Origin of the sequence: Streptomyces sp. NPDC014623, from assembly GCF_043088245.1 — a bacterium.
Classification (GTDB): domain Bacteria; phylum Actinomycetota; class Actinomycetes; order Streptomycetales; family Streptomycetaceae; genus Streptomyces.
Genome location: NZ_JBIBZU010000028.1, coordinates 1 through 15,754, shown reverse-complemented (window position 1 = coordinate 15,754; position 15,754 = coordinate 1). Strand labels below are relative to the sequence as shown.

Genomic DNA, 15,754 nt, shown 5'->3' with positions numbered 1-15,754 from the left:
GGTCACAGCATCAGGCCAACCGTGCCGTCGGCTCCGGCGACGTGGACAGCTCCGCCCGGTGTCGGCTGTTGGCGCTGATCAGCACATCGAGCGCATCCCGGGTCTCGATCAGGTGCGCGATGTCGTCGTCGATCCGGTCGCGCTCGCGCATCATCGCCGTGAACGTCTCCTCGGCGACGCCCAGGTCACCCGGGACGTCCACACACGGCAGCACAGTCGCGATCACTCGGCTGGACATACCTGCGTCGAACAGTTGTCGGATGAGCGACACGCGCTGGACTGCCTCAGCGGAATAGTGACGCTGCCCGGTATCGGAGCGTGAGCTGGTCAGCAGGCCCTGCTCTTCGTAGTACCGCAATGAGCGCGGACTCACGCCCGTGCGTGTGGACAGCTCGCCGATCCGCATTCCTGAGAGCTTACGCTCGCGTACTCCAGGTGCAGGCCGCCGGCGAGTCATAGACACCCGCGGACGCCGTCACAGCTGCAGGGTTGTCGTCCCGGTCCCACAACTGAGGACGTTCGTCTGTACGCGCCTGAGCACTTTTCTCAGTACGCCGGCACGTGGCCGCACGCTCATTGACCGCCGCCTGTATCTGCCCACGTCATGGACCGATGACCGGGAACGCTGCCGGGCCGCGGGCATCGAGGACGCGGCCGCCTTCGAGACGAAGGTGGCCATCGCCAAGGCGATGGTCCGCCGGGTGATCACGGAGAAGATCCCGTTCCGGTGAGTGACCGCGGACGCCGCCTACGGCTTCTCCAAAGGCTGGCGGACCGAGCTCGAGCGGGCTGATGTCTTCCACGTCATGGCCACCACCCGGCACGAGCTCCACGCGATCGAGGTCACCAGAAACGGAAACGTCGCCTTCGAGGTTGAGGTGGAGGCCACGCTCCCGCAGTCCGTGGGCTACCCCGGCGCCGCCGGCGCTACCCCGAACCAGCCGGGCGCTGACGGCCGGGCTGCTCACGTACGGCCGCTGGAGACCTCGCCTGTTCGGGGGAACCAGCGGCTCGTGACTTCAGCCCGTGCGGCTGCGCCGGTTGGCATCCTGCCCGGCTAGTTCCGTACTTCGCAGGTGGAAACGATACGTGGATTCGGCAGCACTGCGCAGTTGTCTGGCCCCGCGGCTATCGGCGGGGGTTTCGTTTGCGCTCGCTGTGGCGCAGTGCGCGACGCTGCTTTCCCGGCAGGCTGGCGGCCAGCTCGCCCACCAGGGAGACGTCGTGGCAATTGCTGTCCCGGTTACCCGGGCACCACCACACCGGTGGGCCAGCCGCGTCCGTTTCGCCCTGGTACCAGTTGTCAGTGGTCCCTGCGGGACGGGGGTGCATTCCAATCTTGTGTTCCCAGCAGATCGGCCAGACCTGCCAGAGCAACTCCATGATGGTCGACTGCGCCGCATCCGCGACCACAGTCAGGACCGTTGTCGCATCGTCCGGCTCTGGCGGGTCGCCCTCTTCCAGGTCACACGCATTCACCGAGTTGCCGTGCCAACGGCCGTCGGCCATCGCCACGTAGACCTGCCCCCTGTCGATTCCGTTCGGGGGCAAGGGCTGCCCGGGCGGGTCAACCATCAGTATCAGCGGGTCCTGACCCGGCAGGGTCGCCGTGAGATCGTGATTGACCACCGCGAGTGCGGCCTCCAGCTTTGGCCACTGACTGGGCTCGGCCCGCCTGGGCTCCGAGAGCTGCTGCCGGTCATGACCAGGACCGATGCTGGAGTACGAGAAGTAGTTCACCGGTGCATCGTCCCAGCATGCCGTCCCCACCGGTGGCGGAGGGCAAATCAGCTCAGGTTTCTGGCCAGCCGGGGTGTGTGGGTTCCAGGCCGAGGAGGTCGAGCGCGGAGTTGGACGCCGCGGGTAATGGCGATGACGGGTAGATCGGTGATGCTGCCGACCCGTAGTCGCAGGTCGGACAGGTGGTAGAGGATCATGCGGCCGGTGGGTCGCACCTTCTGGCTGCCGGGGCAGAGGCCCAGCATCTCCTGGTCGCCTCCGAGGGCTTGGCGGACCTGACGTTCGACCAGGCAGAACAGCAGCAGGGCCAGGCAGATCACCGCGATCAGTGCAGCGACGCGCCTGTTGTCCTGCACGAAGACGGGGGTGAGGCCAAGGGCCCTTGAAGTCGCCGTATCTGCGCTCGGCCCCACCCGATCGGCCTGCTCATGGCTGAGCCGGGCCTGGACCCCTGCTGTTGGCCGTTGTGGCTTATTGTATTCGAACGAATACCTAGTGTGCTTACTGGTGTGGATCAAGGGCAGTTCTCGAAGCGTTCCGAAGTCGCATGGAAGGACGCTTGGTTTCATGGCTCACCGCAAGGTGTATCTCGCCGTCGGCAGGACCCACACCCGGATCTACCGCTTCGACCCCATCGACGGTGACACCCGCGTCGTCGAGAACGTGCGGCCCTACGAGGCCGGCTACACCGCTATGGGGGCGCAGTACCTCGGCGACGACAAAGAGCCCTTGTTGCTGGCGGTGAGCCGCAACAAGCTCATCACCATCGACGTGACGGCCGGCACTCTGAAGGACCAGGTCATCGACGGACTGCCCGACGGGCCCTGGTTCGACGGCGACATGGACCCCGACGGGAAGACCCTCTTCGTCGTCAGCAACCCCGACGTACACAGCTATGCCATCGATGTGGCAGCCGGGAAGGCCACACCCCGCGACGTACCGGGAGGCGGCCGGTGGGACGACTTCGCCTACCACTCCAAGGACGGGCGGCTGTACTCGGTGGAGGGCGACAACGGCGACCTGCTGCTCGTCGACCCGGACCGGCAGCCCATGAAGACCGTCCTCAAGCAGGGTGTCTTTCCGCCCGCGCAAGCCAGCACCGCGACAGGCTCCCGCAAGGCGTACTCGGCCACCTTCTTCGATCAGGACGGCAACTTCTACGCCGTCGACTCCGCCGGCAACGTCAACCACCTCGACCTGACCACGGCCACGATCCCCGACCACTCCCAGCGCATCGGACGGGGCAGGGTGCCCGTAGGCAACCTGGAGATCATGAACGGCGCCGGGCGCATCACCCCCCTGCCCGTCCCGCCCAGCTACGACGAGATCACCGTGACGAAGAAGTTCAACCGGACATGGGAGAACAGCGAGCCCCGGGGCCGGGTCTACAGCTTCGACCTCACGCTCACCGCTATCGGCAAGGACAGCGGCACGGCGGAGGACGTCAGGAAGTTCCGTATTTCCTTCGACCTGCCGACGGTCAAGGGCGCGAGAGCCGAAGCATCCGGCGTGGAGGTCCTCGCCCAGGACGGCAAGGCATACCTGGACTCGGTGGGCGACCAGTTTCTCGCCGCGGGCACGTCCCGGCCGATCACCGTGCTGATCACCGTGCCGGGCGACCCGGCTCGCCTGCCCCAGGAGTACCCCCTCGACGGCCTCAGGGCCACCCGCCTGCCCAGTCACTGACACGCCACCAGAAACACCGCCCTGCAAGGCGCGCACCGACTGCGCAGGGCGGCGCCTCACTCGCGTGCAGCTGTCCCCTCGCAGTGGCGGGCGGTCGCCGAAGCGGCGTCAACACCACCGGATCCGTAAGCGCGGGCGGGTCACCGGATCACCCACGGGCTGCTGAGCGCATCGCCTCGCAGCCGGCGCGAGCTGCCCCGCCATGTGCCGAGCCGCCATCTGTGCCCGCACCTGCGTCGCCCCGCCCGGACGGAGTGCGCCGCCCCAGTGCACCCACGTCGGTACGTCAACCCCGAAGACCCGCCTCTCCAGTCCAGCCCCAGCTCAGCGCGACGTGTATGTGTGCCGCGCCGAGCTGCGGCACACATACACACGAAGGAGCCCTCACTGATGAGCCTGACCGCCGCGCAGACGCCCGCCGGGCAACCGGAATACGGCGATGCGCAGTACCCCTTTCACATCACCAAAGAAGAAGAACGGCAGCTGCGCCTCAGGGGTGCCGAGGCCGCCCCGTCCCTCGTGATCGGGCAGGCCACGTCCTTCGACGAGTACGCCCGCCAGCTCATGATCCCTCCGGCCGTCATGGACCTCGCACGCAAGGCCGAGGACCTGCGCCTGTCGGCGTGGGAGATCGAGGCGATGCGCAAACACCTCGCCCCCGCCACCGCACCCGGCGAGAAGGTGGGACTGCTGCGCCAGATCCTGGTGGAGAAGTACAACCACGACAAGACCCACCCGCCGTACATCCGCGTCGCCTGCACCGGCCGGGGCGACTACGACCACCTGGCCGCCGAACACGGCCACCTCCACCCCCACGACCACCCCAAGGGCGACATCGGCTCGCCCGTCGTCCTGGAGATCTGGCCCGCCCAGCACTACTCGCCCATCCACTCCCACGGCCACACCACCGGCATCGTCTTCTGCCTCGCCGGCCAGCTCGACGTCATGGTCTACGAGCACCTCGACTGGGACGCCCGCAAACTCGGCCTGCTGACCCTCACCCCCGGCCAGTGCGCCTGGCTGTCCAGGGACAACTACGCCGTGCACCGGGTGTACTGCCCGATGGACGGCGGCGGCGGTACCACCGGCCCCGGCTACATGAACGCCTCCGCCGACTTCGGCGCCAGCTTCCACGTCTACCTCAACCCCGAGCAGACCGGCGTCGAGGACGAGGACGGTGACAGCTACAGCCGTGACTCCTTCAACTACATCGACGAGGAGTCCAAGGAGCAGCGCCCCTTCGCCACCGAGTCCGACCTCTCCTGGAGCATCCTGCGCCGGGTCCTGGCCAACACTCCACTGACCTGAGTCCAGCGAGGACACCACCCCCTCTGCCGCGGCTTCGCGTACAGAGAGGATTCAGCGCCAACTAATGTCTGAGCGGCAGCGGCCGGGCAGCGAGGGCTTGCCCGGCCGCTGTGGCTGCTCCAGGGCCGAGGTAGTGCGTGCCACAGAGTTCTGAGCCAGCCACAGCCTCACCCGAGCATGCCGCCGCTCTGGCCGAGTACCGCGACGCGCTGACGGTACTCCGCGACCGGCCGGACGGCTTCTGGTCGCCGGACCTGACCCGCGAGCGGCTGAGCAGGCCTCACCGGAGCCCTCGTGCTGGACTGGCTGACCTCAGCGTCGCTGCTGAACGACGGCGCGACCCGGCTCGTCGACCGCTTCCAACTCCCCATCTGACACAAGACGTGGGCCGTCATCAGCTCGCCTGGGTCCGCCGAGTTGATCCGCCGTATCCGGGAAGTGGAGGCCGGCGACCCCGAGGGTCGGCGTTGGCCACGGGGGCAAGACGCACGATGACGCGACCACCGTGCACTGGTTTCTGCCGTAGCTCGTCTACGTGCTCGGGCGGGTCGGTAAGAAACCGTCATAACGAGGTGGCCTCCGGAGACCGCACACGGCATCCCGAGTTCGAGCTTGCCCGATGGCCGGCCGCCCACCTGACACCCGAGCAGCGGACGGCCGCGACCGTCTACACCTCCGGCGAGCACTGCCCGATGTGCGCGGCCGCACATGCCTGGGTTGGTCTCGGCCGCATCGTGTACGTGGCCTCGTCCGAGCAACTCGTGGCGTGGATTGACGAGTTGGGGGCCCCAGCCCCTCCGGTATGCGGCCTGCGAGTCAACGAGGTTGCTCCCGGGGCAGTCGTGGAGGGGCCGGTCCCGGAACTGGTGACGGAGGTCCGCGACCTGCACCGCAGATTCCACGGCGCGAGGCAGCGCGACTAAGACCTGTCCCGTAAATGATCTCTGAGTTGTGTGGACGCGGTCGGTGACCAGCCCGAATGCTCGTCTATCCGGCGAGGTTGAGGTTGTGGAGTCGGGCGATTCCGAGCATGGCGTGGTGGACGCCGTCGCCTTTCAGGCGGCAGTCGCGGAGGATCTTCCAGGTCTTCATGCGTGCGAAGACGTGCTCGACGCGGGCGCGGACCTGTTTGTGGGACTTGTTGAGGGCCTGTTTCCAGTCGGGCAGCTCTTCGCCTTTGCGGCGTCGGTGGGGCATGACGAGCCCGGTGCCTGGATAGCCGCCGTCGGCGATCGTCATGGTCTTGCCGACGGCGGCCTTCGCGCCGTTCTCTCGGGTTTGTGACCGCGTCGTGCACTGTCGCGTCACCCCCAAGAGGGGTGCAGTGCGCGACGGTTCGCGTCGCCGTGTCGTGCACGTCGTAGTTGTCGTTGAAGGTTCGTGACTCATCAGGTGATCTCCAGAGTGCTGCGGCCCTTCCCGGTACACATGCCGCCGGGGCAGCGGTACTGGACCGTGTTGGACGACGAACGGTTGACGCCCGTACCGGAAGCAGACGAGTTCTTGCGGCATGTGCGCTTCGGCCGCGATCAGGCGGAGTCGACTACGCGTACATACGCCGGGCAGTCGTGCTCTACCTGACGTGGTGCCGCTGCACCGGCCGAGACTGGACGACGGCGGCCGGCCGACTGGGCAGCTTCATGTTCTGGCTGCGGCACTCGACCGGTGACGGCAGTCCGGTGGCGGCCGGGCCGGGCAGTGAACCCGTTCGCGGGCCGCGCCGGATCAACACCGTGCTGGCCGGCGTCCGCGAGTTCCTCACCCACGGCACGACGCTCGGCACGGTGCCGACGTTCGTGCTGTCCCAGCTCTACGAGGTATCCGAGGACCGGGACTTGCCGATGCAGGCCCGCGGCGAGGGAAGCCACCTTCGCTACTACGCCAAGGCCCGGCACCGGGCCGCCGAACCGCAAGAGCCAGTCGGCCGCGCAAGCGACGAGGAAGTCCTTGCCCTGCTGCGGGCCTGCCGCTCGGCCCGGGACCGGTTCATCGTCCTCCTGCTCGCCAGGGCCGGGCTGCGCCGCAGCGAGGCCGTGGGCATGCGACGCGAGGACATCCATTTCATCCTGGACGCCACCGTGCTGGGCTGCCGGATTCCCGGCTCTCACCTGCACGTGGTGCGACGGAACAACGACAACGGCGCCTGGGCGAAGTCGAAGCGTTCGCGCGCCGTCCCGGTCGACTTTCTGCTGGTCCAGGCTTACGACCAGTACGTCGTCGAACGAGACACCTGCTGCGAAGCCCGCGACAGCGACTTCGTGCTGGTGAACCTGTTTCGGCCCCCACTGGGGGCGCCCATGCCGCCGGGCGCCCTGAACGACCTCTTCGATCGGCTCTCCCGTCGGGCCGGCCTGGCCGACGGCGTTCATCCCCACGCTCTGCGGCACGGATTCGCCAGCAACACGGCCGACACCGGCGCCGTCCTGGACGAGATCGCCGACCTGCTCGGGCACGCCAGCGCGGCCAGCTCGCAGGTCTACCTGCACCCCGATCCGCAGCGGCTGCGGTCCGCCGTCGAACGGGTCGCCGCTCTCGCTCCCAGGAGGAACGAATGAGCACGGCCCTGCGACTGATGCCTGCGCCCGCATCGGATCTGCTGCCTGCCCGCGCGAAACGGCTACGCGCCCTGATCCGGCCGGAGACGCTGGACGTTCTGCACTGGGACGAGAAATCCCGAATCCTTCGGCCCTCGCCGGACCACCCTTTCCTCGGCATGCACATCTGCGCCCGTTCCGGCTGCTGGGCAGCAGCCCGGAAGACAGAACTGGCGCTGTGCTCGGCCTGCCGCAGCGTCTGGAAGCGGAGCGGCAAAACGTCGGAGGACTTCTTGGCCAGCGAGCCAAAGCAGATCAGCAACATCTCGGGCGGATGCGCGGTCCCCAAGCGCCGACGGCCCTGGACGTCGTCCCGCACGCAGATGTGCATGCGGCACCGCGAGTTGTTCACGAGGCTGGGGCGCCCGACGCTGGAGGAGTTCTTCGCCGACCCTCGCGTTCGCCCGCTGCCGGGCTTCGGCCTGTGCTCGGTCGACGCCTGCCACCGGCACCAGGCGAACAGCTCGAACCCGTTCTGCCCCCCGCACTGGGTAAGGTGGCAGGAGGCACAAGTACCCGACGCTGAATTCGAGACCTGGTGCCGCGCCGAGCCCGGCACGGCAGAGTCCACCGCGCTGAGCCTGCGGGGCCTGCCGACCCTGGTGACTGCCGAGATCCTCTACGTCCTTCAGGCCCGCACGGACGCCGAGGTCAAAAGCCCTCCCGTCCTGCTGCGAGGCCTCGTCCGGCACCTGCGTGAGCAACGCGTCGAGCAGTTCGACGACGTCCAGGTGCCCCGCAACACCCACCTGGCCGGCATGGCCAACCGCATGCGCCACATGCTCGCGGCCGCCGTCTCCACTCCGGAACTGGAGCAGATCAAGGACGTCTGGAACATGGGCGCCTTCGGACTGGGCCAGTGGCGTCGGATGGACTTCACGCCGTTGCACCAGGAGTGGATGCGGCGAGCCTGCAAGACGTGGGTGCTGGACGAGATCCCCGCCGCTACGGCAAGAACATCCCCAACGGCCTCTCCGACATGATCCTCTGTCTGCGCTACCTCTCCCAAAGCCTCGTCCGCTCCCGTCAGGACGACGGAGCGGACATGGCCGCGCTCGGCCGAAGCGACATCGAGACGTTCACGCAGTACGTGGCTCACCTCGCGCACACCGGCGAGATCAGCGCCTTCCGCCGCACGACGGTCTGCCGCTTCACCAGCCGGTTCCTGCGCGAAATCCGCGACCTGGGCCTGACCCGACCCGGCGAAATCCTCGCCGACCTGCCCGGCGACTTCGCGCTGCGCAGGCACGACATGCCCCCGGTCGTCATCGAGGAAGGACCCGGCAGAGCTCTGCCCAAGGAGATCCTCAGCCAGCTCTGCGAGCGGCTGCCCACGCTCGACCAGATCCGGGACGGCAGCGACGACGCGCGCGCCGCCATCGAGATCCTCGTCGATACCGGCCGACGCCCCGACGAGATCGGATGCCTGCCCTGGGACTGCATGGAGACCGACGAGCACGGCAAGTCCGTGCTCGTCTACACCGACTTCAAGAACAACCGCATCGGCCTGCGCCTGCCGATCCCGGACTCCACCGCAGAGATCATCGTCCGGCAGAAGAAAGCCATCCGCGCCCGGTTCCCAGACACCAAGCTGTCCGAGCTGGTCCTCTTCCCCCAGCCCCGGCAGAACTCCGAAGGCACCAAGCCGTTCCGAATGCAGCACATCGGCAACGTCCACCGCCGCTGGATCAACGCCATACCCCCACTGCTGTTGGCCGACGGCACCGAGTTCCCCAAGCTGGAAGTCGTGCCCTATTCCTACCGCCACTCCTACGCCCAACGGCACGCCGACGCCGGAACCCTGCCCGACGTGCTGCGCGAGCTCATGGGCCACCGGTCGTTGCAGACCACTCAGGGCTCCTACCGGGTCACGGAGAAACGCACCCGGGCCGCAGTCGACAAACTTGTCTCGCACCAGTTCGACCGGCACGGCAACAAGATCTGGACCCAGGCCCGCCAGCTCCTGGAACACGAGCACGCCCGCCTGCGGATCGGTCAGGTATCCGTCCCCTACGGCATCTGCGTCGAACCGAGCAACGTCAAGGCCGGCGGCCACGGCTGCCCGTTCCGGTTCCGCTGCGTCGGCTGCGACCACTTCCGCACTGACCCGTCGTACTTACCGGAGCTGCGGACCTACCTGGACACCCTGCTGAGGGACCGCGAACGTCTCGCCGCGGCCTCGGACCTCGACGCCTGGGCCCGCACCGAAGCGACTCCGTCCGACGAGGAGATCAAGCGCATCCGCACACTGATCCGCCGCGTCGAGACCGACCTCGACGGGCTCACCGAGGACGAACGCGAGCAGATCAAGGACGCCACCCGGACCCTGCGCAAGTCCCGCACCGTCTCCCTGGGCATGCCCGGCATCCGTCCGCCCGAGCCGGACCTGCGGCTGGAGCGTGACGCGTGAGCGCATCACCGGACCACCTGACCCGAGCGCGGGTCGCTGACTCCGACCGTCGAAGAAACCGAGTGTTCAAAGCCCTCGACCAACTGGCCTCCGCCGGCGAGGAGATCAGCGTTTCCTCGGTCGCCCGTGCCGCCTGCGTTCACCGCAGCCTGATTCACCGCCACGGTGATCTGCACGCAGCCGTCATCGCCCGCGCGGGCCAGCCCCCGCCCGGCACGACTGCCGGAACGCAGGTCAGCCGCAAGTCGCTGCTGGCCGACGTCGCGAACCTCACGGCCCGCAACGGACGACTGGCCGCGCACATCACCCGGCTCGAACGGCGCCTGTCCGAGGCTCTGGGCCAGACGGCTTGGGAAGCATCCGGCCTTGGGGCCCCGGCCGACATCGAGACGCTCACACGCCGCGCCACCGAGCTGGAACAGCAGATTCTCGACCTCCGCCGCGAACTCGCCGAACGGGACGAGGACCTTGAAGCCGCCCGCGCTGCGAACCGCGAGCTGATGGCCCAGGTTAACCGCTGACCTGCTCCGGCTCACGGGCGCCGTTCAGCGGCGTGCCGAACCACTGGTGCAGTGCGGCTCGCAGACCGCTGGCGTCTTTCGGCTCGTGTCCGGTCCACGCTATGTGGGAGTCGGGGCGCAGTAGCAGGCCGGTCACGCTCGTGCTCTCTGCCTTGCCGCTTATGACATCGACCCGGTCGTGCCAGGGCTTCGTGGCCTCGGCGAAGTCGCCGCACAGGTCCAGCAGCAAGGGCCGGGCGGTGGTTGTCAAGTCGGCCAGCCGACGGGTGCCTGCGCCGGTGTGGACCACGAGGTCGGGCGCGAAGTCCTCGGTGGTTCCAGCGAGCAGGTGGGCGATGCGTCCAGTGCCGCCAGGTGAGGCGAGCAGGTCACCGAAGACGGTCCGCAGGGCACTGACTTCCGGTCCGGGGCGCATCAGTGCCGACTGGGACAGGGTCGAGGCCATGACGTGTTCTGCGATAGGTCGGCGTTCCTCGTCGTAGGTGTCGAGCAGACCTTCGGGGGCCCACCCTCGCACTGTGGCGGCCAGCTTCCAACCGAGGTTGACGGCGTCCTGCAGGCCGAGGTTGAGTCCCGGGCCGCCGATCGCCGAGTGCACGTGGGCCGCGTCGCCCAGCAGCAGTACCCGCCTGTCCCGGTAGCGGTCTGCCAGTCGGGTGTTTCCGCCGGCAAGTCGTCGAAGCAGGTGCGGTCCCTCTCCTTGCGGTGGACCCAGCGGGACGGGCACACCCAGCACGCGTTCGGCGCTCGCCATCATCTCTTCGAAGGTCATCGGGGTGATGTGCTCCTCCGGCCTGCCGGTTTCGGTGGTGTTGAGGACTGGCACTCGGCCAGGTAGCAAACCCCACGCGATCGTGCCGCGCTCCGTGCGCACGTACAGCAGGGGTGGCAAGCTCCCGTAGCCGGGAACGTGCAGGCTGCCGTCCGGGCCCAGGTATTCGTCCGCCACGGACACGTTCGCGGAGCGGGTGACGAAGTCGTCGGTGGTCACGCCGGGGAAGCCGATGCCGGACAGGCGTCGCACCAGGCTGTGCCCCCCGTCAGCCCCTACCAGGTAACGGGCGGTGAGAGCCTCACCGTCGGCAAGGGTGATCCGGACGAAGCCGTTGTCCTGGTGCAGATCGGCCACCTCCTGCCCCCTGCGGAGGTCGACGCCGAGTTCCACGGCGCGTTCGGCGAGGACCTTTTCGATCTGCTCCTGCGGCGCCGGGAGCAAGCTCACGGGGTTGTCGTCGAGTCCTGTGAGGTCCAGCGTGAATGCGCCGAACATGTAGCGGGGCGCGGGTCGGGGCGGCTCGCTGGATCCGCTGATGCGTGCGTAGAGACCACGTCGGTCGAGCATGCGCACCACCTGACCGACCAGACCGTTCGCCCGGGGCTCGGTCTTCGGGCCGACGAGACGCTCCAGCACAACCGGACGCACCCCAGCCAGTGCCAACTCGCAGGCGAGCATCAACCCGTTCGGGCCGCCACCGACAATTACTACATCAAGCATGACAATTCTCCTATTTGGGGAATGGCGGTGTAGAGGCTGCAAGCAGCAGCCCCTGTTCAGGGTGGAAAGGAGGGGCCCTACGGAGTGGGAAGTCCGGTGGCCACCATGCGCAGAGCCCGCGGCAGCAGAACCTCCATCGGCTCGCCCGTGCCGCCTTGCACGAACAGCTCGAGGGCGACATTGTTCGCGGCCATCACGCTCGCGGCCACCAGGCGAGGGTAGAGATCGGACCCGGGATCCGTGCCCGTGCGGTCAGCGATCGCTGCGGCAAGCTCCCTCTCCGCAATCTTGCTCGCCCGCAGCATCTCGGCCTCCAGCGCGGGTTCGGCCAACATCACCCGCAGACCGGCCGCCCACTCATCGGGCTCCTGGGGTGGCATGTGCTCCACCTCAGGGCCAGGCTCCAGCTGCCGTAGTGCCGCCCGAGTGATTGCCTCCCACAAGGGCTCGCCGGGCGGTCCGTGACGCAGCTCGGCCGCGAGCCGCAAAGAACGCTCAAGGTAGCGAAACGCAATCGCTTCGGCCTTGCTGGAGAAGTAGTTGTTGTAGGTGCGCGGAGACACCCCGACCGCTGCGGCGATGTCTTCCACCTTGACCGCACTCAACCCGCGCTCGGCGGTGAGCCAGACTGCGGCCCAGCTCAGCGCTGCACGCGTGGCTTCCTTCTTCCGTTCCCGAAGACCACTCATGCCATTCACGTTAGCAGAAACTGCGTGGCGCGCAATAATTCGCATCACGCAATTTTCTGGGCGGGGATCTGCCAACTCTGACTGGATGAGGCAGTGGCCGCTCCAACGCGCCGACAGGCCCTCGATCGGCATCCAGCCGCCTCTGTGCACGAGACCTGTCGCACATCAGACACATGAGGGTTCATGCTTCTGACCGGGAAAAGCCTGGCGTCTTCCGCATCCATCGCCCCTCAAGCCCGATAGAAAGGCAGGACTCCTCCCACGCCTTGCAGTCGTTGCGACTGCCGGGCAGAGGCCGGCCGACCACCACGACGAGCCGGGTATCAGCGTCGATGACGACCTGGTGATTCGTGGAGTATCGATAGTTCTTGGACTGCTCGGCGATCGTGTGGTCGCGGGTGGGCACGAGGGTGCCGTCCATGATGAGGACGGTGTCCTTACGGAATCGCTTGCGAGGCTGCAGCGCGGGCGACGGGCCGAGATCATCGATGATGCGGTCGGCCGCGGACTTCGAGATACCGAAGAGCGGGGCAAGCTGGCGCAACGTGAGGTTCGTGCGCCAGTACGCCGCCACCAGCAGCACCCGGTCTTCCAGCGGAAGGGATCATGGGCGGCCCTTGCGGACCGGATCCGCACCCTCACGGCGCAGCGCAGTCACCAACTTGCCGAAGACACGCGGGCTCAGCCCCGTGAACGGGGCTATCCGGGACGACTCCGACGCCGTGATCACACCAGACACCACAAGATCGTTTCATGGTGCCGACACAACGTCGAGAATGCTCCTATGACTGAAGAGCTGGTGAAGTTTCTCAAGGCGCGGCTGGATGAGGAGGCCGACTTGGCACGACGCTGCGACGGCGACGGATGCGGGGAGTGGTCTGCCCACGGACACACGGTCGACTTCTGTCAGGTTGACCTCTCCGGATTCCACCCCACGATTGCTCTGCATGTGGCTCTGCACGACCCGGCCCGCGTCCTGCGCGAGGTCGAAGCCAAACGGCGCATACTGGCCCGTCACGCCCGCGACCCATGGCCGTGCCACGACCTGCGAGACCTTGCCTCGCCCTACACCGGCCACCCTGACTTTCCCTCACGGACCTGAAGCGGCGCAGCCCACGGACAGGGTGCCCAGCGAGGCCGCGTGTTGGACCGAACCACACCCACTGAAGATCATTTACGGGACAGGTCTTAGGGAGTTTCGTTTGGATCAGCTGTCGTGGAAGCAGGTCTGCCACTGGCTGACGTGTTCTTCAGAGGCGCGACGTTCTCCGACAGCGCCATGGGCTTCGCCGGCCCGGCCTTGTCTGTTATCTGTCAAGTAGTTCCGCTGGTCACAGGCTCGATATTCGAACAGGCACGTTAAGGCCCGCAACGGGATCGGCAACGGCTCTCTTGATCCCAATCATGCCGGGGCTCACCTGGCCGGTGAGCTCATTCGACCTCATGGCAGCAGTAGTCCGGGCCCCGCTAGTGCCGGATCAGGCAACGTTTGCCCTGTCGACGACGGCGCGTAGGCGCCGGTCGTCGGCATGGCGGTTTCGCCAGATGATGTAGCGGCGGATCATGCTGCCCTGTTCCTTGTGGGTGGCGTGATCGGTGCCGTCGAGGGTGAAGTAGCGCAGGGCGGTGAACTGGGCCTCGATGCGGTTCAGCCAGGAGGAGTTCGTCGGGGTGTAGGCGATCTCAACGTTGTTCGCGGCGGCCCAGTCACCGACTCGCTGGCACTTCTTCGTGGTCAGGTGCGGGGAGAAGTTGTCACAGACGATCGCGATGCGGACGTGGGCCGAGTAGAGCGTGCGCAGGTAGCGGCAGAATTCCAGGAACTGCGTTCGCCTCTTGAGCGGCTTGATATGGCCGTAGAGCTTGTCCCTGGCCAGGTCGTAGGCGGCGAACAGGTGACGCACTCCGCCGTAGCGGTTGTAGGTCGCCCGTCGACGACGGCGTGGCTCACGGTCCGGGTCCTTGTGCTTGCCGCCGCGTTCGGCCCACTGCTTCCCGGGGTGGGGCATCAGGTTGAGTGGTCCGAACTCGTCCAGGCAGAAGACGACTTCGGGCTCGCCGTCCTCCGGTATGACCTCCCGGTCGGCGATAGCGTAGAGGTGCTCGACCCTCGCCTTCTTGGCCGCGTAGTCCGGATCTCGGGAGGTCTTCCAGGTCTTCAGGCGTTGAAAGGAGACGCCTTCCTCGCGGAGCAGGATGCGTAGGCCCTCGTGGCTGATGTCGTCGACCACCCCCTCGGCGACCAGGAAGTCCGCCAGCTTGGTCAGACTCCAGGTTGAAAAGGGCAGGTCGTGCTCGGTCGGCTTGGACTTCGCGATCTTCTTGATCTCGCGTCGCTCGGGCAGGGTGAAGGTCCTGGGCCGGCCGCCCTTGTACTTCGGATACAGGGAGTCGAAGCCGTCGGTGTTGAAGTTGTGGATCACGTCCCGGACCCGGTCCGCGCTGGTGAAGGTGACTTCGGCGATCTTCGCTACCGGCATGCCTTGGGCGGACAGCAGGACCATCTGGGCCCGCCGCCAGGTCACCACCGAACCGGTGCCGCGGCGGATGATCCGCAGCAGTTTGCGGCCCTCGTCGTCATCGATCTGCCGCACCCGCACCTGTCCCGCCACGACCTCGAACATAGCGGGCGTGGGCCCGTAGGCTGCGGACGGTGACCTACGACATCATGTTCCTGCGGGTTTTCCCGGGCCGTACCTTCGACGAGACCCTGGAAGAGATCAACTCCGTCTACGACCCGGATGCCGACCTCAAGCCCATGAGCCTGACCCGTGACCAGCGGGCCGCCTGGGACAGGCTGATACAGCGGATGTCGTGGGAGGTGGGTCCGGTCACCACCGAGGAGTACCCCTACAGCCTGACCCTGTGGCGTGACGGGCCGGCCGGTCATCTGCAGCTGGACTACGCGGGGGACTCGGCCAACATCGAGATCCCCTATCGCTACCCGGGGCAGCAAGCACGACCGATCATGGCGGAGGCGTATCAAATCGCGCGGATGATCGAGGAGGAGAGCGGCCTCGAAGGCTACGACTACGAGGCCGATCAGCCCGTCCGGACCGGCGACAGCGACGTAGCGGCAGTCAAGCTCGGCGGCATTGCCCGCTGGGCGCAGGAGCACCTCACCTGATCGGCGAGAGGCCCTACCCATGACGTCGTGGAGGGGCGAACGTTGCCTGATACGGCACTAGGCACTGTTTCTCGGATCTCCTGACGCGGGTGGGGTGTTGGGGCCAGGCTGGCTGTATGGGCCGTGGTGATCTGACGAATGCGGAGTGGGATCGGCTGGAGTCGTTCTTGCCTCCTGGTGGCGC

15 protein-coding genes and 3 pseudogenes are annotated in these 15,754 nt (G+C 67.2%); 10 read left to right on the top strand and 8 right to left on the bottom strand.

What is annotated here, in order from left to right:
* Nucleotides 1–10 precede the first annotated feature (10 nt).
* Nucleotides 11–406 carry a MerR family transcriptional regulator gene (locus ACF1FZ_RS31600; protein ID WP_391776811.1) on the bottom strand — a complete coding sequence of 132 codons (396 nt, stop codon included), beginning with the start codon at nt 404–406 and terminating at the stop codon, nt 11–13.
* A 151-nt stretch (nt 407–557) separates the two neighbouring features.
* Between ACF1FZ_RS31600 and ACF1FZ_RS31595 the strand changes: the two are divergent.
* Nucleotides 558–827, top strand: a pseudogene (locus ACF1FZ_RS31595) (transposase); the annotation flags it as partial.
* Between the two features lie 301 nt (nt 828–1,128).
* On the opposite strand, the gene ACF1FZ_RS31590 reads toward ACF1FZ_RS31595, so the two are convergent.
* Nucleotides 1,129–1,740: a hypothetical protein gene (locus ACF1FZ_RS31590; RefSeq protein ID WP_391776810.1), complete on the bottom strand. Its 612-nt coding sequence runs from the start codon at nt 1,738–1,740 to the stop codon at nt 1,129–1,131.
* 47 nt (nt 1,741–1,787) lie between these two features.
* Nucleotides 1,788–2,096 carry a hypothetical protein gene (locus ACF1FZ_RS31585; RefSeq protein ID WP_391776809.1) on the bottom strand — a complete coding sequence of 103 codons (309 nt, stop codon included), beginning with the start codon at nt 2,094–2,096 and terminating at the stop codon, nt 1,788–1,790.
* A gap of 211 nt (nt 2,097–2,307) precedes the next feature.
* Between ACF1FZ_RS31585 and ACF1FZ_RS31580 the strand changes: the two genes are divergently transcribed.
* From ACF1FZ_RS31580 to ACF1FZ_RS31570, 3 genes are all read left to right on the top strand, one after another.
* Nucleotides 2,308–3,426: a YncE family protein gene (locus ACF1FZ_RS31580; RefSeq protein ID WP_391776808.1), complete on the top strand. Its 1,119-nt coding sequence runs from the start codon at nt 2,308–2,310 to the stop codon at nt 3,424–3,426.
* A 390-nt stretch (nt 3,427–3,816) separates the two neighbouring features.
* Entirely contained in the window at nt 3,817–4,734 is a 918-nt protein-coding gene (locus ACF1FZ_RS31575) for a hypothetical protein (protein ID WP_391776807.1), read from the top strand.
* Between the two features lie 491 nt (nt 4,735–5,225).
* Nucleotides 5,226–5,657 carry a nucleoside deaminase gene (locus tag ACF1FZ_RS31570; RefSeq protein ID WP_391776806.1) on the top strand — a complete coding sequence of 144 codons (432 nt, stop codon included), beginning with the start codon at nt 5,226–5,228 and terminating at the stop codon, nt 5,655–5,657.
* 64 nt (nt 5,658–5,721) lie between these two features.
* On the opposite strand, the pseudogene ACF1FZ_RS31565 reads toward ACF1FZ_RS31570, so the two are convergent.
* Nucleotides 5,722–6,054, bottom strand: a pseudogene (locus ACF1FZ_RS31565) (transposase family protein); the annotation flags it as partial.
* A gap of 248 nt (nt 6,055–6,302) precedes the next feature.
* Between ACF1FZ_RS31565 and ACF1FZ_RS31560 the strand changes: the two are divergent.
* The 4 genes from ACF1FZ_RS31560 to ACF1FZ_RS31545 all read left to right on the top strand — a co-directional run bounded on the left by ACF1FZ_RS31560 (nt 6,303) and on the right by ACF1FZ_RS31545 (nt 10,259).
* The gene (locus tag ACF1FZ_RS31560) at nt 6,303–7,289 is read left to right on the top strand and encodes a tyrosine-type recombinase/integrase (RefSeq protein WP_391776805.1); all 987 of its coding nucleotides are present in this window, start codon (nt 6,303–6,305) and stop codon (nt 7,287–7,289) included.
* Nucleotides 7,290–7,561: 272 nt separating this feature from the next.
* On the top strand, nt 7,562–8,311 hold the full coding sequence (locus ACF1FZ_RS31555) for a hypothetical protein (RefSeq protein WP_391776804.1): 750 nt from the start codon (nt 7,562–7,564) through the stop codon (nt 8,309–8,311).
* Complete coding sequence (locus tag ACF1FZ_RS31550) at nt 8,248–9,738, top strand: tyrosine-type recombinase/integrase (protein WP_391776803.1); 1,491 nt, start codon at nt 8,248–8,250, stop codon at nt 9,736–9,738. The genes ACF1FZ_RS31555 and ACF1FZ_RS31550 overlap by 64 nt, the downstream gene beginning before the upstream one ends.
* A gap of 62 nt (nt 9,739–9,800) precedes the next feature.
* On the top strand, nt 9,801–10,259 hold the full coding sequence (locus tag ACF1FZ_RS31545) for a hypothetical protein (protein ID WP_391776802.1): 459 nt from the start codon (nt 9,801–9,803) through the stop codon (nt 10,257–10,259).
* On the opposite strand, the gene ACF1FZ_RS31540 is transcribed toward ACF1FZ_RS31545, so the two are convergent.
* From ACF1FZ_RS31540 to ACF1FZ_RS31530, 3 genes and pseudogenes are all read right to left on the bottom strand, one after another.
* Nucleotides 10,249–11,754, bottom strand: coding sequence for an FAD-dependent monooxygenase (locus ACF1FZ_RS31540; protein ID WP_391776801.1), 1,506 nt, complete (start codon nt 11,752–11,754; stop codon nt 10,249–10,251). The genes ACF1FZ_RS31545 and ACF1FZ_RS31540 overlap by 11 nt on opposite strands.
* A 77-nt stretch (nt 11,755–11,831) precedes the next feature.
* Nucleotides 11,832–12,575: a TetR family transcriptional regulator gene (locus tag ACF1FZ_RS31535; protein WP_391776800.1), complete on the bottom strand. Its 744-nt coding sequence runs from the start codon at nt 12,573–12,575 to the stop codon at nt 11,832–11,834.
* A gap of 118 nt (nt 12,576–12,693) precedes the next feature.
* Nucleotides 12,694–13,182, bottom strand: a pseudogene (locus tag ACF1FZ_RS31530) (transposase family protein); the annotation flags it as partial.
* 45 nt (nt 13,183–13,227) lie between these two features.
* Here ACF1FZ_RS31530 and ACF1FZ_RS31525 point away from each other — a divergent pair.
* A complete protein-coding gene (locus tag ACF1FZ_RS31525) occupies nt 13,228–13,545 on the top strand; it encodes a DUF6221 family protein (RefSeq protein WP_391776799.1) in 318 nt (105 codons plus the stop codon).
* A gap of 376 nt (nt 13,546–13,921) precedes the next feature.
* On the opposite strand, the gene ACF1FZ_RS31520 is transcribed toward ACF1FZ_RS31525, so the two are convergent.
* Nucleotides 13,922–15,055 (bottom strand): IS630 family transposase, encoded by a 1,134-nt coding sequence (locus ACF1FZ_RS31520; protein WP_391776798.1) that lies wholly within the window; start codon nt 15,053–15,055, stop codon nt 13,922–13,924.
* A 41-nt stretch (nt 15,056–15,096) separates the two neighbouring features.
* On the opposite strand from ACF1FZ_RS31520, the gene ACF1FZ_RS31515 reads away from it, so the two are divergent.
* Entirely contained in the window at nt 15,097–15,570 is a 474-nt protein-coding gene (locus ACF1FZ_RS31515) for a hypothetical protein (RefSeq protein ID WP_391776797.1), read from the top strand.
* The last annotated feature ends 184 nt before the right edge of the window (nt 15,571–15,754 follow it).